This window comes from Streptomyces sp. NPDC005494 (genome assembly GCF_042872025.1).
GTDB lineage: Bacteria > Actinomycetota > Actinomycetes > Streptomycetales > Streptomycetaceae > Streptomyces.
The window spans coordinates 368252-388736 of sequence record NZ_JBIAJR010000001.1 but is presented as its reverse complement, the minus strand read 5'-3'; the positions used below and the strand labels follow the sequence as shown (position 1 = coordinate 388736).

The 20485-nt window shown below is 71.4% G+C and carries 22 protein-coding genes and 1 riboswitch; of the genes, 11 read left to right on the top strand and 11 right to left on the bottom strand.

The window, feature by feature from the left end:
- Positions 1-19: 19 nt before the first annotated feature.
- Together ACFYQ6_RS01780 and ACFYQ6_RS01775 are read left to right on the top strand one after the other, a co-directional pair.
- Positions 20-961 (top strand): ROK family glucokinase, encoded by a 942-nt coding sequence (locus tag ACFYQ6_RS01780; RefSeq protein ID WP_361570387.1) that lies wholly within the window; start codon positions 20-22, stop codon positions 959-961.
- Positions 962-1034: 73 nt separating this feature from the next.
- Entirely contained in the window at positions 1035-1796 is a 762-nt protein-coding gene (locus ACFYQ6_RS01775; protein WP_388759765.1) for an endonuclease/exonuclease/phosphatase family protein, read from the top strand.
- A 144-nt stretch (positions 1797-1940) separates the two neighbouring features.
- Here the strand turns inward: ACFYQ6_RS01775 and ACFYQ6_RS01770 are convergent, their stop codons facing one another.
- Together ACFYQ6_RS01770 and ACFYQ6_RS01765 are read right to left on the bottom strand one after the other, a co-directional pair.
- A complete protein-coding gene (locus ACFYQ6_RS01770; protein WP_361570382.1) occupies positions 1941-2612 on the bottom strand; it encodes a hypothetical protein in 672 nt (223 codons plus the stop codon).
- Positions 2605-3384, bottom strand: a complete 780-nt coding sequence (locus tag ACFYQ6_RS01765; RefSeq protein ID WP_388759763.1) for an alpha/beta hydrolase — start codon at positions 3382-3384, stop codon at positions 2605-2607. Before ACFYQ6_RS01765 ends, ACFYQ6_RS01770 begins: the two co-directional genes overlap by 8 nt.
- A gap of 238 nt (positions 3385-3622) precedes the next feature.
- On the opposite strand from ACFYQ6_RS01765, the gene ACFYQ6_RS01760 reads away from it, so the two are divergent.
- The 5 genes from ACFYQ6_RS01760 to ACFYQ6_RS01740 all read left to right on the top strand — a co-directional run bounded on the left by ACFYQ6_RS01760 (position 3623) and on the right by ACFYQ6_RS01740 (position 8669).
- Positions 3623-4342: a lysophospholipid acyltransferase family protein gene (locus tag ACFYQ6_RS01760; protein ID WP_388759760.1), complete on the top strand. Its 720-nt coding sequence runs from the start codon at positions 3623-3625 to the stop codon at positions 4340-4342.
- A 60-nt stretch (positions 4343-4402) separates the two neighbouring features.
- Positions 4403-5638 carry a MacS family sensor histidine kinase gene (gene macS / locus ACFYQ6_RS01755; RefSeq protein ID WP_361570373.1) on the top strand — a complete coding sequence of 412 codons (1236 nt, stop codon included), beginning with the start codon at positions 4403-4405 and terminating at the stop codon, positions 5636-5638.
- On the top strand, positions 5635-6327 hold the full coding sequence (locus tag ACFYQ6_RS01750) for a response regulator transcription factor (RefSeq protein WP_361570371.1): 693 nt from the start codon (positions 5635-5637) through the stop codon (positions 6325-6327). Before macS ends, ACFYQ6_RS01750 begins: the two co-directional genes overlap by 4 nt.
- A 168-nt stretch (positions 6328-6495) precedes the next feature.
- Positions 6496-7533, top strand: a complete 1038-nt coding sequence (locus ACFYQ6_RS01745; protein ID WP_361570368.1) for a 6-phosphofructokinase — start codon at positions 6496-6498, stop codon at positions 7531-7533.
- Between the two features lie 131 nt (positions 7534-7664).
- Positions 7665-8669 carry a 2-hydroxyacid dehydrogenase gene (locus ACFYQ6_RS01740; RefSeq protein ID WP_361570365.1) on the top strand — a complete coding sequence of 335 codons (1005 nt, stop codon included), beginning with the start codon at positions 7665-7667 and terminating at the stop codon, positions 8667-8669.
- Here ACFYQ6_RS01740 and ACFYQ6_RS01735 read toward each other — a convergent pair.
- The 3 genes from ACFYQ6_RS01735 to ACFYQ6_RS01725 all read right to left on the bottom strand — a co-directional run bounded on the left by ACFYQ6_RS01735 (position 8666) and on the right by ACFYQ6_RS01725 (position 11545).
- Positions 8666-9199, bottom strand: a complete 534-nt coding sequence (locus ACFYQ6_RS01735) for a hypothetical protein (RefSeq protein WP_361570362.1) — start codon at positions 9197-9199, stop codon at positions 8666-8668. The two genes, ACFYQ6_RS01740 and ACFYQ6_RS01735, sit on opposite strands and share 4 nt — an antisense overlap.
- Positions 9200-9475: 276 nt before the next feature.
- A complete protein-coding gene (locus tag ACFYQ6_RS01730; protein ID WP_388759753.1) occupies positions 9476-11392 on the bottom strand; it encodes an anthranilate synthase family protein in 1917 nt (638 codons plus the stop codon).
- A gap of 96 nt (positions 11393-11488) precedes the next feature.
- Complete coding sequence (locus ACFYQ6_RS01725; protein WP_124277238.1) at positions 11489-11545, bottom strand: trp operon leader peptide; 57 nt, start codon at positions 11543-11545, stop codon at positions 11489-11491.
- A 103-nt stretch (positions 11546-11648) separates the two neighbouring features.
- On the opposite strand from ACFYQ6_RS01725, the gene ACFYQ6_RS01720 reads away from it, so the two are divergent.
- Positions 11649-12995, top strand: a complete 1347-nt coding sequence (locus tag ACFYQ6_RS01720) for a class II 3-deoxy-7-phosphoheptulonate synthase (protein ID WP_356735917.1) — start codon at positions 11649-11651, stop codon at positions 12993-12995.
- Positions 12996-13154: 159 nt separating this feature from the next.
- Positions 13155-13427 (top strand): (2Fe-2S)-binding protein, encoded by a 273-nt coding sequence (locus ACFYQ6_RS01715; protein WP_361570356.1) that lies wholly within the window; start codon positions 13155-13157, stop codon positions 13425-13427.
- A 48-nt stretch (positions 13428-13475) separates the two neighbouring features.
- Here ACFYQ6_RS01715 and bfr read toward each other — a convergent pair whose 3' ends face one another.
- Complete coding sequence (gene bfr / locus ACFYQ6_RS01710) at positions 13476-13955, bottom strand: bacterioferritin (RefSeq protein ID WP_007451289.1); 480 nt, start codon at positions 13953-13955, stop codon at positions 13476-13478.
- A gap of 153 nt (positions 13956-14108) precedes the next feature.
- On the opposite strand from bfr, the gene ACFYQ6_RS01705 reads away from it, so the two are divergent.
- Positions 14109-14741 carry a sulfite oxidase-like oxidoreductase gene (locus tag ACFYQ6_RS01705; RefSeq protein WP_361570353.1) on the top strand — a complete coding sequence of 211 codons (633 nt, stop codon included), beginning with the start codon at positions 14109-14111 and terminating at the stop codon, positions 14739-14741.
- Between the two features lie 48 nt (positions 14742-14789).
- On the opposite strand, the gene ACFYQ6_RS01700 is transcribed toward ACFYQ6_RS01705, so the two are convergent.
- The 5 genes from ACFYQ6_RS01700 to thiO all read right to left on the bottom strand — a co-directional run bounded on the left by ACFYQ6_RS01700 (position 14790) and on the right by thiO (position 19973).
- Positions 14790-15647: a deoxyribonuclease IV gene (locus ACFYQ6_RS01700; RefSeq protein ID WP_361570350.1), complete on the bottom strand. Its 858-nt coding sequence runs from the start codon at positions 15645-15647 to the stop codon at positions 14790-14792.
- Between the two features lie 23 nt (positions 15648-15670).
- Entirely contained in the window at positions 15671-17596 is a 1926-nt protein-coding gene (pknB, locus tag ACFYQ6_RS01695; protein WP_388759747.1) for a Stk1 family PASTA domain-containing Ser/Thr kinase, read from the bottom strand.
- Positions 17597-17722: 126 nt separating this feature from the next.
- Positions 17723-18517, bottom strand: coding sequence for a thiazole synthase (locus tag ACFYQ6_RS01690; RefSeq protein ID WP_361570344.1), 795 nt, complete (start codon positions 18515-18517; stop codon positions 17723-17725).
- A 2-nt stretch (positions 18518-18519) separates the two neighbouring features.
- Positions 18520-18780 (bottom strand): sulfur carrier protein ThiS, encoded by a 261-nt coding sequence (thiS, locus tag ACFYQ6_RS01685; RefSeq protein WP_361570342.1) that lies wholly within the window; start codon positions 18778-18780, stop codon positions 18520-18522.
- Positions 18777-19973 (bottom strand): glycine oxidase ThiO, encoded by a 1197-nt coding sequence (gene thiO, locus ACFYQ6_RS01680; protein ID WP_388759743.1) that lies wholly within the window; start codon positions 19971-19973, stop codon positions 18777-18779. The genes thiS and thiO overlap by 4 nt, the downstream gene beginning before the upstream one ends.
- A riboswitch (TPP riboswitch) is annotated at positions 19971-20083 on the bottom strand. Its footprint overlaps the gene before it by 3 nt.
- A 51-nt stretch (positions 20084-20134) precedes the next feature.
- On the opposite strand from thiO, the gene ACFYQ6_RS01675 reads away from it, so the two are divergent.
- Positions 20135-20476, top strand: coding sequence for a hypothetical protein (locus ACFYQ6_RS01675; RefSeq protein ID WP_361570336.1), 342 nt, complete (start codon positions 20135-20137; stop codon positions 20474-20476).
- Positions 20477-20485: the final 9 nt, after the last annotated feature.

Genomic DNA, 20485 nt, shown 5'->3' with positions numbered 1-20485 from the left:
GACCGAAACTGAGGGATTCATGGGACTCACCATCGGCGTCGATATCGGCGGCACGAAGATCGCGGCTGGAGTGGTCGACGAAGAGGGCCGGATCCTCTCGACGTTCAAGGTATCGACCCCGCCGACCGCCGAAGGCATCGTGGACGCGATCAGCTCCGCCGTGTCGGGAGCGAGCGAGGGACACGACGTCGAGGCCGTAGGCATCGGCGCGGCCGGATACGTCGACGACAAGCGCGCGACCGTGCTGTTCGCCCCGAACATCAACTGGCGTCACGAGCCGCTCAAGGACAAGGTCGAGCAGCGCGTCGGCCTTCCCGTCGTCGTCGAGAACGACGCCAACGCGGCGGCCTGGGGCGAATACCGCTTCGGCGCCGGCCAGGGCCACGACGACGTCATCTGCATCACGCTCGGCACCGGCCTCGGCGGCGGCATCATCATCGGCAACAAGCTGCGCCGGGGACGCTTCGGTGTGGCGGCGGAATTCGGTCACATCCGGGTCGTCCCGGACGGCCTGCTGTGCGGCTGCGGCAGCCAGGGCTGCTGGGAGCAGTACGCCTCCGGGCGTGCCCTCGTGCGGTACGCGAAGCAGCGCGCCAACGCCACCCCGGAGAACGCCACGATCCTGCTGGGACTCGGCGACGGATCCCTGGAGGGCATCGAGGGCAAGCACATCAGCGAGGCCGCCCGCCAGGGCTGCCCGGTGGCCGTCGACTCCTTCCGTGAGCTGGCCCGCTGGGCCGGAGCAGGCCTGGCCGACCTCGCCTCGCTCTTCGACCCGTCGGCCTTCATCGTGGGGGGCGGCGTCTCGGACGAGGGCGAACTGGTCCTCGACCCGATCCGCAAGTCCTTCCGGCGCTGGCTGATCGGCGGCGAATGGCGTCCGCACGCGCAGGTCCTCGCAGCCCAACTGGGCGGCAAGGCCGGTCTGGTGGGCGCGGCGGACCTGGCACGCCAGGGCTGACCACCACCACGGCATGTCCGACGCCCGTCGCGCCCTCCGGGGAGCGGCGGGCGTCCGTCGTATCGTGCGTCCCATGGTCACCACGCCGATGTCCTTGCCCGACTCCCGTACCGAGCCGGACGGTTCGGCCGTCATCCGGGTGCTCAGCTACAACGTCCGCTCGCTGCGTGACGACACCGAGGCCCTGGCCCGTGTCATCCGCGCCTGCGCCCCCGATCTCGTGTGCGTCCAGGAGGCCCCGCGCTTCTTCCGCTGGCGCAAGGCCGCTGCCCGGCTCGCCGCCATGACCGACCTGGTGATGCTCAGCGGCGGGGCGACCGCGGCCGGGCCGATGCTGCTCTGCTCCCTGCGCGCCACGGTGGAACGGACCGAGGACGTGCTGCTGCCCCTCACCCCGGGCCTCCACCGCCGCGGTCTCGCCACGGCCGTCGTACGGTTCGCCGGGGCCAGGCTCGGCGTCGTGAGCTGTCATCTGAGTCTGCAGCGCGAGGAGCGGCAGGCTCAGGCGGGGCTGCTGCTGGACCGGGTCGACGCGATGGGCGTCCGGCACGCGGTGGTGGCCGGCGATCTCAACGACGTACCGGACGGGGGCGCGTTCCGGCGGCTGGCCGGCCGGCTCCAGGACTGCCGGACCGTGCGGCCGTGGGGCGGCGAGAACACCTTCCCGCCCGGCGCGCCCAGCAAGCGCATCGACGCGGTGTTCGCGACCGGTGGCATCGAGGTGCTCGGCTGCGGCGTCCCCGAGGCGCTGCCGGGCATCGAGGACGCCGATCTGCTGACGGCCACGGACCATCTGCCCGTCCTGGCCGCCCTGCGAGTGCCGGCGGGGGACTGAACGACCGGGGACCGGACGACCGGCGGCGGCGCACGAAGGGCCGACGGCTCCGCTCCGGCCGCCCGGATCCGGCGACCCGGAGGGCGTCCGGCGCGGAGCCCGCTCGGACGACCGCGCAGGCGGCCGGGCCGGCGCGGAGCCCGCTCAGACGACCGCGCCGCGGCCCGGGTCGTCGTCCTCTTCGTCGTCGTGGGGCATACGGGCCACCAGGGTGGCGAAACCGCCCAGGAAACCGCCGATGGAGAGCGTGGTGAGCCACCACGTCATCTCCCACTGCATCAGCACGGCGACCAGCATCAGCACCGGTCCGCCCACCACCGCGAGCCAGGCGAACTTCGCTGTCACGTCGGCCTCGGGTAGCGGCGGCGGCTCCGGCGGGACGAAATGTCCCTCCTCGCTGTCGTCCGGGTCGTCGGTGTCCGAGTCCCGGGGCTCTGCCAGGCCGTAGTCGCGCGGACCGGCGACCCCGGGGGCGAAGACCACCGAGCCGCCGAGCGGCTTCTGCTCCGGCGGCTTCACCGGGGCCTTCCCGCTCGTGCCCTTGTCCGCGTCCTCGCCGGTGCCGGACTCCTGTGCCGGGTCCAGGACGTTCAGCTGATCGTCCTCGAGCAGGGCCAGGTCCTCGATCGACTTGAACGGCTTGGCTCCCGGCGGGTCAGGCGGCTCCTCGCCGTAACCCGCCACGATCGCCTCCCAGGCCGCGGCCTCGTCGAGCGGCCGTGCCGCATCGGTGCCTTCGGGAACGGCCGTCCCCTCCGTGGGGCGCGGCTCGCGCTCCTCGTCACTGCCCGCGCGCTCCGCGTCGTGCTCAGCCACCGGACGTGCTCCCCTTCTTGCCGGCATCGGGTGCGAGGCGGCCGATGAACCGGAAGCTCTCGTCGAAGATCCGCTCCGCATCGTGGTCCAACGTCGCGACGTGGTAGCTCTGTTCCAGCACGATCTCCTCGACGTCCCGGGACGAGACCCGGCTGAGGATCCGCGCCGAGTCGGCCGGCGGGACGACATGGTCCTGCGGACTGTGCAGCAGCACGAGCGGCTGGGTCACCTGGGGCAGATCGGCGTCGACGAGCCGGAAGAAGGCCCGTACGGAGTGGGCGGCGTGCAGCGGAACGCGGTCGTAACCGACCTCCTCGGAGCCCTCCAGCGCGATGTCGCTGGTCAGCCCCTTCGTCGTCCGCACCAGATGCCGGGCGACCGCCAGGGCGTACGCGGAGAGGCCGTGGACCTTGTTCGCCGGGTTCACCAGCACCAGGCCCGCGATCTCGTCGCCGTGCTTCGCGGCGAGGCGCAGCGCCAGGGCCCCGCCCATGGACAGGCCGAAGACGAAGACCTGCTCGCACCGCTGCAGCAGCGCGCGCAGCTCCCGGTCGACCTCCGCGTACCAGTCCTGCCAGCCCGTGACGGCCATGTCCTCCCAGCGCGTGCCGTGCCCTGGCAGCAGGGGGAGGGACACGGTCAGCCCCCGCTCCGCCAGATAGTCGGCCCAGGGGCGCAGCGACTGCGGCGAACCCGTGAATCCGTGACAGAGGAGGACGCCGACCTCTCCGCCCTCGTGGCGGAACGGCTCGGCTCCAGGGAGGACCGGCACCGGGGTCTCCTGTTCATGAAGCGGGCGGGGTGCGGGGGGTGTGCAAAAGGATGACTTCACCGTACGCGACCGGACCGACACCGACCAGGGCCGTCACCGCCCCAGCGGGGGCCACCTGCCGGGATCACGCGTGGGACGGCTGCCCCGGGGGCACGCGTGAGGTGGCCTCCGTGCCGGGCGGAAGAGGGCGCTGCCCCACAGGTTAAGGTCTGTCGACAGCACACAGGAGGCACCCGAGTTGATCTACGGCGCAATGAAGTTCTCCATCGGCGGGTCCCTGAAGCTCGCCTTCAGGCCGTGGGTGGAGGGCCTGGAGAACATTCCCGCGCAGGGGCCGGCGATCCTCGCGAGCAACCACCTGTCGTTCTCGGACTCCTTCTTCCTGCCTGCGGTGCTCGACCGCAAGGTGACCTTCATCGCCAAGTCGGAGTACTTCACCTCGCCCGGGGTGAAGGGCAAGCTCACCGCTGCCTTCTTCAAGGGTGTGGGCCAGCTCCCGGTGGACCGCTCGGGCGCCAGGGGCGCCGGGGACGCGGCCATCAGGGCGGGCATCCAGGTCATCGAGAGCGGCGGGCTCTTCGGTATCTATCCCGAGGGCACCCGTTCGCCCGACGGGCGGCTCTACCGGGGCAAGCCCGGCGGCCTGGCGAGGGTGGCCCTCGCCACCGGTGCGCCCGTCATCCCGGTGGCGATGATCGACACCGAGAAGATCCAGCCTCCGGGCCAGCTGGTGCCCAGGCTGATGCGCCCGGGCATCAGGATCGGCCAACCCCTGGACTTCAGCCGCTACCACGGCATGGACGGGGACCGGTTCATCCTGCGCTCGGTCACCGACGAGGTCATGTACGAGATCATGAAGCTGTCCGGCCAGGAGTACGTGGACGTCTACGCGACCGCGGCCAAGCGCCGGATCGCCGAAGAGGCGAAGCAAAAGGGAACGGATCGGCCGGGCGCGTGAGCGCGTCGCCCACCCTCCGGGGCGGGCAGCACGGCAGGGGCGGGAACCGGGGGAGGGGACATGGCCGGACGTGTACGGGTCGTACGGATGTCGGTGGAACAGCCGCTGTGGCGGGCGCTGACCGCGTACCGCGTGCTGACGCTGGTCTACGCGGCGCTGCTCGCGGGCTTCGGCAGCGAGAAGTTCGAGCGGCCCTGGGTGGTCGTCGCCTACCTGGCGTTCCTCGCCCTCTGGACGCTCGTCACGCTGCCCAGGGTGGCCAACGCGGCGAGCTGCACCAAGCGGTTCCTGGGCCTGGACCTCGTCGTCGCCCTCGTCGGGATCCTGCTGACGCCCCTGGCGGACTTCGACGCGCAGCACGTCGACGGGCCGACACTTCCCTCGATCTGGACCGCGGGTTCCGTCCTCGCCTTCGCGCTCAAGGGGGGCTGGCGCTGGGCGGCCTTCGCCTCCACGCTCGTGGCCGTCGCCAACATCGTCGAGCGCGGTGAGCCCAGTGAGGACACCTTCCACAACGTCGTGCTGGTCTGGGTCGCGTCCATCGCCATCGGCTACGTCGTCGAGGTCGCCCGCGCCAGTGAACGCACCCTGGCGCGCGCCCTCGAGATCGAGGCCGCCACCCGGGAGCGGGAGCGGCTGGCCCGCGACATCCATGACAGCGTCCTGCAGGTCCTGGCCATGGTCCAGCGACGGGGTACGGCCCTGGGCGGCGAGGCGGCGGAGCTCGGCAGGATGGCGGGGGAGCAGGAGGTCGCCCTGCGCACCCTCGTCTCCAGCGGTCTGGTGCCCGCGACCAGGGTCTCCGAGGACAGCGCCGAGGGCGCGGTCGTCCGGGCGGTGGACACCGGGGACCTGGAACGCGCCGACGAGGACGAGCAGGCCCCGTGCGACCTGCGCTCCCTGCTCGCCGTGCACGCGGGTTCCCGGGTCGTCTTCGCGGAGCCCGGAGCCCCGGTGCTGCTCCCGGCCGCGGCGGCGCGTGAACTCGCCGCGGCGGTGAGCGCCGCGCTGGACAACGTGCGGGTCCACGCCGGGGCGGACGCCCAGGCGTGGATCCTGGTCGAGGACGAGCCGGACGCGGTGATCGTCACGGTCCGGGACGACGGCCCGGGCATCCCGGAGGGGCGGCTCGACCAGGCGGAGGAGGAGGGCAGGCTCGGAGTCGCCCTCTCCATCCGCGGGAGGCTGCGCGATCTGGGCGGCACGGCAGAGCTGATCTCGGTCCCCGGCCAGGGCACCGAGGTCGAGTTGAAGATTCCGAAGGTTTCACGGGGGAAGGCAGGAACGGCCCGATGAGTACACCGAACACGCAGGCGTCCGAGGAACGGCCCATCAGGGTGATGGTGGTCGACGACCACCCGATGTGGCGCGACGCCGTCGCCCGCGACCTGACCGAGTCCGGGTTCGACGTCGTCGCCACGGCGGGGGACGGCCCGGGCGCCGTGCGCCGTGCCAGGGCTGTGACCCCGGACGTCCTGGTGCTCGACCTGAACCTGCCGGGCATGCCCGGCGTCCAGGTGTGCAAGGAGCTCGTGGGTTCCAACCCCGGCTTGCGGGTGCTGGTGCTCTCCGCCAGTGGCGAGCACGCCGACGTGCTGGAGGCGGTGAAGTCGGGTGCCACCGGCTACCTGCTCAAGTCCGCCAGCACCCAGGAGCTGACCGACGCCGTGCGCGCGACGGCGGCGGGCGACCCGGTCTTCACACCGGGCCTGGCCGGACTGGTCCTCGGCGAGTACCGCCGGCTCGCCTCAGACCCGGCCCCGGCCGCTCCCGACCAGCCGAAGGTCCCGCAGCTCACGGACCGTGAGACGGAGGTCCTGAGACTGGTCGCCAAGGGGCTCTCGTACAAGCAGATCGCCGAGCGGCTGGTCATCTCCCACCGCACGGTGCAGAACCACGTCCAGAACACCCTGGGCAAGCTCCAGCTGCACAACCGGGTGGAGCTGGTGCGCTATGCGATCGAAGCCGGCCTCGACGACGTGTGAGGTATCTGCTGCGACGTCGCGCGGGGTGATGCCGCACCACGCGATGTCGCACGGGGTGACAACAGCCGTGCAGCGCAACGGATTTGAACGTCCCACCCATCCCGAAGTGACCTGGGTCACCATTAGCGTGGCCCGTAGCGAGCTCACTTCGGCGAAGGGATGCTTCCTATGCGGGTCGGAGTACTGACCGGGGGCGGCGACTGCCCCGGGCTCAACGCGGTCATCCGCGCCATCGTCCGCAAGGGCGTGCAGGAGTACGGCTACGACTTCACCGGCTTCCGGGACGGCTGGCGCGGGCCCCTCGAAGGGCAGACCGTGCCGCTGTCCGTGGCCGCGGTGCGCGGCATCCTGCCGCGCGGCGGCACCATCCTCGGCTCCTCCCGGACCAATCCCTTCGATCCCGAGTACGCCGGACAGGGGGTCCGCCGGATCAGGGACAGCCTTGCCGAGCACGAGGTGGACTCCCTGATCACGATCGGCGGCGAGGACACGCTCGGCGTCGCGGCGAGGCTGTCCGACGAGTACGGCATCAAATGCGTCGGCGTACCCAAGACCATCGACAACGATCTCTCGGCGACCGACTACACCTTCGGCTTCGACACCGCCGTGGGCATCGCGACCGAGGCCATCGACCGGCTCCACACCACGGCCGAGTCCCACATGCGGGTCCTCGTCGTCGAGGTGATGGGCCGCCACGCAGGCTGGATCGCCCTCCACTCCGGCCTGGCGGGCGGGGCCAACGTCATCCTCATCCCCGAGCAGCGCTTCGACACCGACCAGGTCTGCGAGTGGGTCACCTCCCGCTTCCGGGCGAGCTACGCGCCGATCGTGGTGGTCGCCGAGGGCGCGGCGCCCGCGCACGGCGAGGTGATCCTCAAGGACGACTCCCACGACCCGTTCGGTCATGTCCGGCTCTCCGGCGTAGGTGAATGGCTGGCCAAGGAGATCGAGCGGCGGACGGGCAAGGAGGCCAGGACCACGGTCCTCGGTCACGTCCAGCGGGGTGGCACGCCCAGTGCCTTCGACCGCTGGCTCGCCACCCGCTTCGGACTGCACGCCGTCGACGCGGTGCACGAAGGCGCCTTCGGCACCATGGTCGCCCTGCAGGGCACGGACATCGTGCGGGTTCCGATCGCCGAGGCCACGGCCCGCCTCAAGACGGTCGATCCGGCCCTGTACGCCGAGGCGGAGGTCTTCTTCGGCTGAGTGACCCCGACGCGCCCCGCCCGGCCGTCCCATCTCCGGCCGGACGGGGCGTGGCGGCCGGGCGGCGCGTGGGAGGCGCGGGCCGTATATTCGCGAGGACCGCCCGCCCCACCCTCCACCTGGGAGACGTCGTGGAAATCCTGGCATTCGGCGTGCAGGCCGATGAGAAGCCCCTGATCGAGGAGGCCTTCGCAGGCCTGCACGACGTCCGGTGCCTGGACGTCTTCCTGACCGCCGACACCGCTCCGATCGCCGCGGGCTACGAGATCATCTCCACCAGCGTCAACGCGGACCTCGGCGGCCCCGTCCTGCAGACCCTCGCGGCAGGCGGCACGCAGATGATCGCCCAGCGTTCCACCGGGTTCAACAACATCGATCTCGACGTCGCCGCACGGCTCGCCCTGCGCGTCGCCCGGGTCTCCTACTACTCCCCCCAATCGGTCGCCGAGTTCGCCTGGACCCTGGCCATGGCCGTCAACCGCCGCATCGTCCGCGCGGTGAGCAGGACCCGGGACTTCGACTTCCGCCTCGACGGGCTCCTCGGGCGGGACATGCACGGCCGCACGGCGGGTGTGGTCGGCACCGGAAAGATCGGCGAGGCGTTCACCCGGATCGCTCATGGCTTCGGCATGAATCTCCTCGGCTGGGACGTGGTCGAGAACCCCGCCTGCACCGCGCTCGGCATGACCTATGTGGACAAGGAGCAGCTCTTCGCCGAGGCCGATCTGATCAGCCTCCACGTGCCGCTCCTGCCCGCCACCCAGCACATCATCGGCGAGGAAGCCCTGGCCCTGATGAACGACGACGCGATTCTGGTCAACTCCAGCCGCGGCGGCCTCATCGACACCCGCGCGCTCGTCGCCGAGCTCCGGGCCGGCCGCTTCTCAGGTGTCGGGCTCGACGTGTACGAGGCGGAGGCGGGGCTCTTCTACGTCGACAAGTCGCTGGAGGGCATCGACGACGACACCCTGGCGCGGCTCGTCACCTTCCCCAACGTCATCGTGACCTCGCACCAGGCGTACTACACGCGGGACGCCGTGGGGCAGATCATCCAGGCCACCGTGCAGAACGTCACCGACTACCTGGCGGGACGCCGCAGCGACAACTTCCTCGTCCCGGCGCCCCCCACTCCCTAACCGGCCGGGTCGCCGGTGTGGTCCTTCAGGAACGCCCCGGCATAAGCGGCCGCCTCCTCCTTCGTGCCGCAGTGCAGCGCCTCGTCCGCTGTGCCGTGGGTGCCGTCCGCTCCCCGCCCGGTCCACCGCCAGCCGCCCGAGGCCGGCTCCAGGAAGAGCTCGGCCGTACCTCCGAACAGCTCGACCCTGCCCGGCTCGGCCACCGCGGCCGGTCTGCTGACCGCGTCGGGCCACTTCTTGCGGGCACCCTGGCGCGTTATGCCCCAGGCCGCACCCAACTGTTCGTAACTCGCCCCGTAGGAGCCCGCGGTCCGCGCCGCCTGTGCCGTCAGCCGCGCGACCGCCGCGTCCACCACCTTCCAGCCCTCGAGTACCGACAACGACACCTCGACGGGGTCCGCGGCCCACATGCGGTCCTCGGGGAGCCCGGTGCTCCGGGCGCGCAGGGCCGTCGCGAGCGGGGCCAGGGCCTCGCAGAGGGACTTCTCCAGTGCGGTCAGTTCCGTGTGGGTGACCTCGGTCGATGTCATGCCGACAACTTTAGTTACCGCACTCACCCATGGCAACCGAAGTTGTCAATTGGCATATGCCAGTTCGGCCAGGCCCGGCCGAAGCGAGCCGGTCCGGCCGAAGCGAGCAGGCCCGGCCCCGCCGGCCCGGACCCGGCGGCCCGGACCCGGCGGCCCGGACCCGGCGGCCCGGACCCGGCGGCCCGGACCCGGCGGCCCGGACCCGGCGGCCCGGACCCGGCGGACCGGACCCGGCGGACCGGACCGGGGCCGGACCGGTCCGGTCCCGCCGGTTCCTCAGCCGGGCACCGGCAGTGCCGCCAGCAGCTCGGTCACGATCGTGGAGCCGCGCAGGGTCAGCACCGACTCCGGGTGGAACTGCACCGAGGCGAAGCCGGTGCCCCGCAGTGCGTGCAGCTCCCCTGACGTCCGCTCCCGGCTCACCTCGATGCCGTGCGCACCGAGCTCCGCAGCCGCCGCGTCGTCGCAGTGCGCGGTGAAGCTGTTGTAGAAGCCCACGGTCTCGGGCCTGCCGAACAGATCGATCCGAGTCTGCGTCCCCTGGTAAGGGACCGGCTTCCGTACGATCTCCAGGCCTAGCTCCGCCGCGATCAGCTCATGGCCGAGGCAGACGCCCAGCAGCCCGTGCCGGTGCTCCCGCACGAGCTCGGCCGCCATCTCCCGCAGCAGCCGCATCTTCCGGTCCGCGACGTCGCCCGGATCGCCGGGGCCGGGACCCAGGACCACGGGCCCTCTGTGCGCCCGCGCCCTCTCCCGCAGTCCGGGCTCGTCGTAGCGGTGCACCGAGACCCCGAGGCCCGAGGAGCGCAGCAGATGCGCCAGCATCGCCGTGAAGGTGTCCTCGCCGTCCACCACCAGAGCGTGGCCGGACAGGTCCCGCGTGCGCTCCTGCATCCGCAGCCAGAAGGGCGCGAGTCCACCACGGCGGTCGTCCAGGGCCGCCTGCACCCGTGGGTCGGACGCCAGTCGCGGCCGGCTCGCCTCCGCCTCGGGTCTGCCCGGCCTGACACCCAGCGCCGCCAGGACGCCGGCCGCCTTCGCATGGGTCTCGGCGACCTCGCCCGCAGGATCGGAACGGCGTACCAGCGTCGCCCCCACCGGCACGCTCAGCCGGCCTTCGGCCGAGATGTCGGCGGTGCGGATCAGGATCGGCGAGTCCAGGGTCTGCGCCCCACCGGGCTCCTGGCGCAGGAGGGCCAGCGCGCCCGCGTAGTAACCGCGGCCTCCCGGTTCGTACCGCTCGATCACCCGGCAGGCGTTCTGCACCGGGGAGCCGGTGACGGTCGCCGCGAACATGGTCTCCTTCAGGACCTCGCGCACGTCGAGCGAGGAGCGCCCGCGCAATTCGTACTCGGTGTGCGCGAGATACGCCATCTCCTTCAGCCGTGGCCCGATCACCACGCCGCCCATGTCCCCGACCGTGCACATCATCTTGAGTTCCTCGTCGACCACCATGGAGAGCTCCTCCGTCTCCTTGCGGTCACCGAGGAACGCCAGCAGGCTCTCGGCCCCCGGCCCCTCCTCCGGGTAGCGGTAGGTCCCGCTGATCGGGTTCATCACGACCGTGCCGCCGCTCATCCGCACATGTGCCTCGGGGCTGGCGCCGACCAGGGTCCGGCCGCCCTGCTGGGACGCCGCACCGGCGCCGCCTCCCGTGTGCACGACGAACGTCCAGTACGCGCCCCGCTCGTCGGCGAGCATCCTGCGGAACAGGGCCAGGGCGTCGGCGCGGCCGAAACCGGGGATCTCACCGCCGAAGGTCCGGCGGATCACGAAGTTCGCGCCCTCGCCCCGGCCGATCTCGTCCTCGACGACCCGGCGGACGACGTCCTCGTACTCCGCGTCGGGGACGTCGAAGGAGCCGCCCTCGACGCGCACCGCGTGGCGGGGCAGCTGGGCGAGCACCTCGGCCAGTGGCAGCTCGTACACCTCGGTGGCGACGAGCACGGAGAGCGGGGTGCCGTCGTCGCGTACGTCGAAGCCGCGCTCCCTGATCTGCCGGAACGGCACCAGCGCCAGCGAGGGCAGGGGGCCGACGGGGATCTCCGCGAGCCGCTCCACCTCCCGCACCTCGCCGATCAGGACCTCGACGGTGTCGTGGTCCCGTCCGGGTGTACGTCTGCGCAGCAGGGCGAAGGGCGGGGCGTCCTCCCCGAGCAGGGCGGACAGGAGATCTGCGGGGCGGTCGGGCATGGGCGTTCCTTCCTGATGGAGGAACGGCTCCCGGCTCCGAAACGCAGAGAAGGCCGCCCCTCGGGCGGCCTTCGCGAAGTCTGTACGCGCGATGAATCAGCGGGCCGCCGGATGAGCGGTCCACCACCAGTTCTGGGTCGTCTGCGCGAACATGGCACGAACCCTAGCGGATGCCGTGGACAAACGAGCGGGCGTCTCATTTGCTGAGCGCCCGGATGGACGCGCCCCGGGACCCCGTAATGTTGGGAGCGTGACCGTGAACGCCAATACCTCCGTCGCCGGTGGCCACACCTGGCGAGACCTTCCCGCGGCGCAGCAGCCCGAGTACCCCGATGCCGAGGCCCTGCGCGAAGCACTCGCGGACCTCGAGTCGTATCCGCCGCTCGTCTTCGCGGGCGAGTGCGACCAGCTGCGCGCCCGCCTGGGAGCCGTCGCCAAGGGCGAGGCGTTCCTGCTGCAGGGTGGCGACTGCGCCGAAGCCTTCGACGCCGTGTCGGCCGAGCACATCCGGGCCAAGCTGAAGACGCTGCTCCAGATGAGCGCCGTCCTCACCTACGCCGCCTCCGTGCCGGTCGTGAAGATCGGCCGGATCGCGGGGCAGTACTCCAAGCCGCGCTCGAAGCCGACCGAGACCCGTGACGGCGTGACGCTGCCGACCTACCGCGGCGACTCCGTCAACGGCTTCGAATTCACCGAGGCCGCCCGTGTCCCGGACCCTCAGCGGCTGAAGCAGATGTACCACGCGTCCGCCTCCACGCTGAACCTGGTCCGCGCCTTCACCACCGGCGGTTACGCCGACCTGCGCCAGGTGCACGCCTGGAACCAGGACTTCGTGAAGTCCTCGCCCTCCGGCCAGCGTTACGAAGCGCTCGCCCGCGAGATCGACAACGCGCTGAACTTCATGAAGGCGTGCGGCACGGACCCGGCCGAGTTCAAGGCGGTCGAGTTCTACGCCTCGCACGAGGCGCTGCTGCTCGACTACGAGTCGTCCCTGACCCGCACCGACTCACGCACCGGCCAGCTCTACGACACCTCGGGCCACATGGTCTGGGTCGGTGAGCGCACCCGGCAGATGGACGGCGCGCACATCGAGTTCGCGTCGAAGATCCGCAACCCCATCGGGATCAAGCTCGGCCCGACGACCACCGTCGACGAGGCACTCGGCTACATCGACCGCCTCGACCCCGACCGCGAGCCCGGCCGGCTGACCTTCATCGTCCGCATGGGCGCCGACAAGGTCCGCGACAAGCTCCCCGAGCTCGTCGAGAAGGTGACCGCCTCCGGTGCCACGGTGGTGTGGGTGACCGACCCGATGCACGGGAACACGTTCGAGGCCGCATCCGGCCACAAGACGCGCCGCTTCGACGACGTCCTGGACGAGGTCAAGGGCTTCTTCGAGGTGCACAAGGAGCTCGGGACGCACCCGGGCGGCATCCACGTGGAGCTCACCGGTGACGATGTCACCGAGTGCGTCGGCGGCGGCCACGAGATCTTCGTGGACGACCTCCACCAGCGCTACGAGACCGCCTGCGACCCGCGCCTCAACCGCAGCCAGTCGCTCGACCTGGCCTTCCTCGTCGCCGAGATGTACCGCGACCAGTAGGAATCACCGTGAGTGACGCCCGTGGGGCACGGATCCATGTGATCCGTGCCCCACGGGCGTACCGGGGCTTTTGCGGGAGAGGGGTCCCGGGTAAGGTTAGGTTAGCCTCACCGAGACCTCGGGACGGCGCAGCGATCGACCCGTCGGGAGGTGAACCGCATGTACGTCTGCTCCTGCTTCGGCATCACGGAGGACCAGGTCAAGCAGCATGCGGACGGCGGAGCGTGCACACCCCGCCAGATCGCTTCCGCCTGCAAGGCCGGTACCGACTGCGGCGGCTGCGTCCGCAGGATCCAGGCACTGCTCGGCCGGGGGGACTGCCCGCGCCGTGACCTCGTCGAGGGACGTACGGCGCCGGCGGGCGCCCCGGCCGGTGCGCCCGTCGCCACCTTCGCCGCCGTGCCGGACGGCAGGCTCTCCGACGCCGCCTGAGGGGCTTCGCGGCCGCATCCGCGGCCCGCGCGCACGGTCCGGGCCGGATCAGCTCTCGGGCTGCTCGATCAGCTGGGCGATGTAGAGCGGCTCGCCGAGCTTCTCCACGAGTTCCAACTGGGTGTCGAGGTAGTCGATGTGGTGCTCCTCGTCCTCCAGGATGGACTCGAAGATGTTCGCCGAGGTGATGTCCCCCTTGCCGCGCATGACCTCGATTCCCCGCTTGAGGCGGTCGATCGCCTCCACCTCGACCTGGCGGTCGGCCTGGAACATCTCGGTGACCGTCTGGCCGACCCGCACGTGGAAGAGCCGCTGGTAGTTGGGCAGCCCGTCCAGGAACAGGATCCGGTCGGTGAGGATCTCCGCGTGCTTCATCTCGTCGAACGACTCGGCCCGGGTGTACTTGGCGAGCTTCGTCCAGCCGAAGTTGTCCTGCATCTTCGCGTGCAGGAAGTACTGATTGATGGCAGTCAATTCGGCGGTCAGCTGTTCGTTCAGGAACTCGAGGACCTCGGGGTCGCCCTGCATCGCAGAGGCTCCTTCCACCGTGAACGGGGTACGTGTGCGCGCATCCTCGCATCGCGCCACGTGGTCGTCCAGTAAGTGCATGCTTAGTATGAGTTGCCCGAATCCACTCTCCCCTGGTCATGACCACCCCTGCCTGTCTGTCACCATGGAGGCATGGGTCATCCGGAAAGCCGGGAACGCGGCACAGCAGAGCAGTCCGGGCTTCCGCCGGGTCAGCGGCTGCAGCGCGGCTGGCCGGTCACCCATTACGGGCCCGTGCCCAAATTCAAGCCCGACCGCTGGGAGTTCCGGGTCTTCGGGGCAACGGCCGACGGGGACAAGCACTGCTGGAATCACCAGCAATTCTCCGCGCTGCCCTTCTCGTCCGTCGAGGCGGATCTCCACTGCGTGACCAAATTCAGCATGCTCGGAGCTGAATGGGGCGGAATCCTGGCCCGCGAGATCGTGGAACTCGCTCCGCCCGCGCCTCAGGTCACCCACGTCATGGTCTGGGCGGAATACGGGTTCAGCTCGAATCTGCGGCTGGCGGACTTCACGTCCGACCTGACGCTGTTCGCCACCCACAAGGACGGTGAACTGCTCACCGCGGAACACGGATTTCCGCTGCGTCTCGTCGTGCCGCACCTGTACGCCTGGAAGGGCCCCAAGTGGGTCCGGGGCATCGAGTACATGACCGCCGACCGCCGCGGGTTCTGGGAAGAGCGCGGCTACCACAACATCGGCGACCCGTGGAGCGAGCAGCGCTACTCCTACCAGGAGGAGCCGGGGGACGGCCCCGAGCTCTGACGCCCCCGCACCGAGGCGGTGCCGGGGCCACCCGGGCGCCCCCGCCCGTCAGCGGGCGTCCCGGAGCTCCTTCAGCCGCGCCACGTCCGCCGCGTGACCTTCCTTGCCGCCGGGCGTCTCGATGATCAGCGGGACGCCTTCGGTCGCCGGGTGTGAGAACAGCTCACGGAACGGCTCGGCGCCTATGTGACCCGCGCCGATGTTCTCGTGCCGGTCCTTGTGCGCCCCCACCACGTCCTTGGAGTCGTTGGCGTGGATCAGCTTCAGCCGGCCCTCACCCACCGTCTCCACCAGGAGATCCAGGGTCTGGCGCATTCCCGTGGGACCGGTCAGGTCGTGCCCCGCCGCGTAGATGTGGCAGGTGTCCAGGCAGATCCCCAGCTTGGGGTGGGAGTCCAGGGCCTCGAAGTACGGACCGAAGTCCCACGTCCGTGAACAGAGCGAGGAGCCCTGGCCTGCGGTCGACTCCAGGAGCAGGAACGGGTCGTCGTCATGGGTCAGCTCGTCCAGCAGCGGAAGCATGTGCGTACGCACCTGGGCGAGGGCGTCGGAACGCGGCCGTCCGCCCGTCGCGGACCCGGTGTGCACCACCACACCCAGGGCGCCGATCTCCCTGGCCCGCCGCAGCGAGTGGCGCAGGGACAGGACCGACTGCTCGACCGTGGCCTCCGTGTGCGAGCCGAAGTTGATCAGGTACGGAGCGTGGACGTACGCGGGAACGGACTCGGCGGCGCACTCGGCACGGAACAGCTCGTCCTGCGCCGGGTTCCCGGACGGAGTGGCCCAGCCTCGCGGGTTGGCGACGAAGACCTGCACGGTCTCGGCCGCCAGCTCGCGTGCGTAGCCGAGGCCGACCTTGGCGAGTCCGCCGGCCACCGGCACGTGACCGCCTACGGGATTGCGCATGTGCTGTCAGTCCTCGGTGCTTCTCAGAGGGTCTTGGTCCTGATGGTGATCGTGGAGCCTTCGGCGGCCTTCTCCCCACCCTCCACCGACTGGCTCCCGACCGTGTCGCTGAACGAGAGGAGCGGGCGGTCGACGTTGACCTCGAACCCCGCCTCTTCCAGTGTGCTCCGCGCCTCGTCGACGTCCTTGCCCGTGACATCGGGGACAGCGAGCATGCGCGGCCCCTTGGAGACCGTCAGCTCCACGGTGTCGCCCTCCGCGGCCTCCGCGCCGCTGCCGGGCGTCTGCCGCGCGATCTCGCCCTCGGCCTCGGGGGCGTGGACCCGCTCGGACAGGACCTTCGCCTTCAGACCCGCCTCGTCGAGGGCGGCCTCCGCCTCCTCGACGCCGAGGCCCGTGACGTCGGGGACGTCGACCGGGCTGCCCTTGCTGACCACCAGCGCGACCGCGGAGTCGGGGCGCCGTTCCGTGCCCATGGCCGGGTCCGTACGGATCACCTCACCCCGGCCGGTCTCCTCGCTGAACTCCCGGGTCACCATCCCGGGAGCCAGCCCCGCCTTCTTCAGGTCGCGCCGGGCGTCACCGAGCGAGAGGCCCTCGACGTCGGGCACCTTCACGATCTCCGGGCCACGCGAGATCACCAGCTCCACCGCGTCGTTGTTCCGGATCCGGTCGCCCGAGCCGGGATCGCTGCTGACCACCTTGCCGCGCTCGACCGTGTCGCTGTAGGCGCGCTGGACCCCCTTGAGGTCCAGTCCGGCGTCCGAGAGCCGCTGTTCCGCCGCGCTCTGCGTCTGGCCCAGGAGAGAGGGGACCCGGGTGAACTGTCCCGAGTTGATGTACCAGACGCCCGCGCCGGCTCCCAGCACGAGCAGCAGCGCGACGAGCGCGGCGTACACCCCGCGACGACCACCCCCGGCGAAGGACATCCCGCGCCGGACGCGCCCCTGGTCCGGCGGCAGGGCAGGGGGCATCTCCAGCCGGCTGGTGTGGTGTGCGGTGCCCTGGCCGGCCGGTATCACCCGGGGGATCACGCTCGTGCGGTCCTCACCGGCGTCGCGCGTCTCCGCGAGGGCCTGCGGGGGCATCGCGTCCAGCTGTTCCCCGGTGAGCGCGCCGCGCGCCTCACGGGACAGGGCGAGGAGGGCCACCGCGTCGTGCGGACGCAGCTCGGGGTTGCGCGCGGTGGCCGTCGCCACCAGCTCGTCCAGGCCGGCGGCCAGGCCGGGGACGGCGAGCGACGGGGGCGGGACGTCCTCGTTGAGGTGCTGGTAGATGACCTGTGCGGCGGTGTCACCGGAGTGCGGCTTGCCTCCCGTGAGCATCTCGTACAGCACCACACCGCAGGCGTACACGTCGGAGCGGGTGTCGGCGGTGCCCTGCTCGATCTGCTCCGGGGCGAGGTAGGAGACCGTCCCCAGGAGCGAGCCGGTGGTGTCCGTGGCGGTGCCCACGGCGCGTACGAGGCCGAAGTCGGCGACCTTCACCCGGCCGTCGTCCCCTATCAGGACGTTCTCCGGCTTCATGTCGCGGTGGACGAAGCCCGCCCGGTGCGCGGCCCCGAGCGCGGCGAGGATCGGCTCCAGGATGTCCAGCGCGGCCCTGGGCTGCAGGGCGCCCCGCTCGCGCAGCACGTCGCGCAGGGTGCACCCCGCGACGTACTCCATCGCCAGGTAGACGTACGCGCCCTCGGCGCCCTGGTCGAACACGCCCACCACGTTCGGGTGAGCGAGCCGCGCGACGGACTTCGCCTCACGGATGAAGCGCTCGACGAACGCGGCGTCGGTCGCCAGCGCCGGATGCATCACCTTGAGGGCCAGCACACGGTCCAGGCGGGTGTCCACGGCCCGGTAGACCGTGGCCATACCGCCGACGGCGATGCGTGCGTCGATGCGATAGCGGCCGTCGAGCAGCTGCCCGACAAGGGGGTCCTGGAGGGTCGTGTCCACGGAGCGAGTCTACGAGCTGCCACGGACACCACGGATGGGCCAGGGGTACCGGGCAGTCGTTCTGGAGCCGAGCCGTGACAGGGGCATGCACGGGTCGTGACCGGCGGGGCCTCGCGTGCGGGTCTTTCAGAAGGCGGGGCGCTCCGGGTCCAGCACCGCCCGGCCGCCGACGGGGGAGGAGGCCTCGGCGAAGTGGCGGCGCGGGATGCGCCCCGCGCGGTACGCCAGGCGCCCGCCCTCGACCGCGTGGCGCATCGCCGCGGCCATCAGCTCCGGTTCCTGCGCCCGGGTCACCGCCGAGGCGAGCATCACGGCGGCGCAGCCCAGCTCCATCGCCAGGGCCGCGTCCGACGCCGTGCCCGCCCCGGCGTCCAGGATCACCGGGACCTCGGCCTGCTCGACGATCAGCTGGAAGTTGTGCGGATTGCGGATGCCGAGGCCCGAGCCGATGGGGGAGCCGAGCGGCATGATCGCCGCGCACCCCACGTCCTGGAGCCTGCGGGCCAGGACGGGGTCGTCGTTGGTGTACGGCAGGACCGTGAAGCCGTCGTCGACCAGTGCCTCCGCGGCGTCCAGCAGCTCGATCGGATCGGGCAGCAGGGTCCGCTCGTCGGCGACCACCTCGAGCTTGATCCAGTCGGTGCCGAGCGCCTCCCTGGCCAGCCGGGCGGTGAGCACCGCCTCCCCGGCGGTGAAGCAGCCCGCCGTGTTGGGCAGGACCCGGATGGAGAGGCGCTCCAGTACGGAGAGGACGGACCCCTGCACGGTGGGGTCGAGCCGGCGCATCGCGACGGTGGTCAGTTCGGTGCCGGAGGCGATCAGGGAGCGCTCCAGCACGTCGAGGCTCGGCGCCCCGCCCGTTCCCATGATGAGCCGCGACGAGAACGTGGAGGAGCCGAGAGCGAGGAGATCGTCGGACATGGTCAGCCTCCCTGGACCGCGGTGAGCACCTCGACGCGGTTGCCCTCCACGAGCGTGGTGGCGGCCCACGCGCCGCGCGGGACGACCGCCTCGTCGACCGCGGCGGCGACACCGGAGTGGGCCGTGGTCAGCGTCGCGACCAGGGCGTCCAGCGCGGTGCCCGCGGGGACGGTGCGGGGTTCCCCGTTGACGGAGATCGAGACCGGGGCGGTGACGGGTGCGACGGCGGGGACGGTGCCGGGACCGGGCGCGGGCTGTGTCATGCGGGCTGCTCCTGCGGCGCGAGGGCTTCGGGGGATGCGGTCAGGGGGGAACGGCCGAAACGGTGCGGGGCGAAGGGGCGGCCCGCCTCGGGCAGCTCACCGGTGGTCAGCACATGGGCCATCACGTCACCGGTCACGGGCGTCAGCAGCACCCCGTTGCGGTGGTGCCCGGTGGCGAGATGCAGCCCGGGCATCGCGGTGGGGCCGAGCAGCGGCGCGTTGTCGGGCGAGGAGGGCCGCAGCCCGGCCCGCGTCTCCTTCAGCGGGAGTTCGGTGATGCCGGGCACCAGCTCATGGGCGTCGCGCAGCAGCTCGTAGACACCGCCCGCGGTCACGGTGGTGTCCCAGCCCATCTCCTCGGTGGTGGCGCCCACCACCAGTTCACCGTCGGCACGCGGCACGAGGTAGACCTGGCTGCCGCGGACGACGGCCCGGACCGTCCTGCTGAGGAAGGGGGCGTACGCCGGGGGCACGGTCAGCCGGAGCACCTGCCCCTTGACCGGACGCACCGGCGGCACGACCGGATCGGGCAGTCCGGCGAGCCGGCCGCTGAGGCTCCCGCCGGCGAGTACGACCTGGCCGGCGGCCAGCACCGTACCGTCCGCGAGGACCGCGCCCGTCGCACGGCCTCCCGTGGAGGAGAGGCGCTGCGCCCAGGCCCGGTGGAAGACCACCCCGGCCCTCTCGCAGGCCGTGACCAGTGCCGAGGCGAGCCTCCTGGGGTCCACCTGGTGGTCGCCGTCGACCCGCAGCCCGCCGCGCACACCGGGGGCGAGCATCGGCTCCAGACGACGGCACTCGCGGCCACTTAGCCACTCCGATTCAAGCCCTGAACGCTCCTGCAGGGCGTGCAGCTCCCGGAGATGGGCCCGGTCGTCGGAGTCCAGGGCCACCGCCAGCGTGCCGCAGGTCCGGAAGCCGGTCTCCTGCCCGCTCGCCTCCTCCAGCTCTGCCACGAACGCCGGATAGCGCGCCGCCGAGGCGAGGCTCAGGCCGAGCAGCATCTGCTCGCCGTAGTGGAGTTCGGTGACGGCGGCGAGCATCCCGGCGGCGACCTGCGCGGCGCCGCCGCCGGGTTCCGGGTCGGCCAGCGCGGTGCGCAGACCGCGCTGGGCCGACCGCCAGGCGGTCACCAGGCCGATGATACCGCCGCCGATGACCAGGACGTCGGAACTCCGTGCGGAGATGTGCATGGGCGTCCAGCCCCTCCCTTCGCCGGCATGACCCGGATCAGGTTCGTACGGTCGGAGGCCGGCCAGCCTCCCTCTCAGCCCGGTGCGTCCGGACTCCCGCGAGTGCCTTACGGTGGCCAGCCTAAACCCCACCGCCCGAAGCCAGTAAGGGAGCAGTACCCGTGGCCCGTTCACTCGACGGACTCGTCCTCTCGCCCGTCGCCGACCAGGCCCCCGGGCAGGTCGGCACCCGGACCCGCTTCACCTATCACGAGCGGGACGGCCGTATATGGGCCGACTACGAGGGCGGTGACGTCGTCCGCGGACACCTCGTCGGCACCCGGGAAGCCGACGTACTGGACTTCCGCTACGTCCAGTTGAAGCAGGACGGCACGACGTCCTCCGGGCACTGCGTCTCGACGGTCACGGAACTCCCCGACGGGCGCGTGCGCCTCGACGAGAAGTGGGAATGGGAGTCCCAGGAGGGCAGCGGGACGAGCGTGGTCGAGGAGCTCGCGGGCTGACGTCACGCC

Bases quoted from the DNA above. Each gene is read 5' to 3' on its own strand.
- thiO (WP_388759743.1), bottom strand. From the start codon at position 19,973: ATGCACATCTCCGCACGGAGTTCCGACGTCCTGGTCATCGGCGGCGGT.
- ACFYQ6_RS01745 (WP_361570368.1), top strand. From the start codon at position 6,496: ATGCGGGTCGGAGTACTGACCGGGGGCGGCGACTGCCCCGGGCTCAAC.
- ACFYQ6_RS01715 (WP_361570356.1), top strand. From the start codon at position 13,155: ATGTACGTCTGCTCCTGCTTCGGCATCACGGAGGACCAGGTCAAGCAG.
- bfr (WP_007451289.1), bottom strand. From the start codon at position 13,955: ATGCAGGGCGACCCCGAGGTCCTCGAGTTCCTGAACGAACAGCTGACC.
- ACFYQ6_RS01775 (WP_388759765.1), top strand. From the start codon at position 1,035: ATGGTCACCACGCCGATGTCCTTGCCCGACTCCCGTACCGAGCCGGAC.
- ACFYQ6_RS01705 (WP_361570353.1), top strand. From the start codon at position 14,109: ATGGGTCATCCGGAAAGCCGGGAACGCGGCACAGCAGAGCAGTCCGGG.
- ACFYQ6_RS01700 (WP_361570350.1), bottom strand. From the start codon at position 15,647: ATGCGCAATCCCGTAGGCGGTCACGTGCCGGTGGCCGGCGGACTCGCC.
- ACFYQ6_RS01750 (WP_361570371.1), top strand. From the start codon at position 5,635: ATGAGTACACCGAACACGCAGGCGTCCGAGGAACGGCCCATCAGGGTG.
- ACFYQ6_RS01780 (WP_361570387.1), top strand. From the start codon at position 20: ATGGGACTCACCATCGGCGTCGATATCGGCGGCACGAAGATCGCGGCT.
- thiS (WP_361570342.1), bottom strand. From the start codon at position 18,780: ATGACACAGCCCGCGCCCGGTCCCGGCACCGTCCCCGCCGTCGCACCC.
- ACFYQ6_RS01730 (WP_388759753.1), bottom strand. From the start codon at position 11,392: ATGCCCGACCGCCCCGCAGATCTCCTGTCCGCCCTGCTCGGGGAGGAC.
- ACFYQ6_RS01735 (WP_361570362.1), bottom strand. From the start codon at position 9,199: ATGACATCGACCGAGGTCACCCACACGGAACTGACCGCACTGGAGAAG.
- ACFYQ6_RS01690 (WP_361570344.1), bottom strand. From the start codon at position 18,517: ATGTCCGACGATCTCCTCGCTCTCGGCTCCTCCACGTTCTCGTCGCGG.
- macS (WP_361570373.1), top strand. From the start codon at position 4,403: ATGGCCGGACGTGTACGGGTCGTACGGATGTCGGTGGAACAGCCGCTG.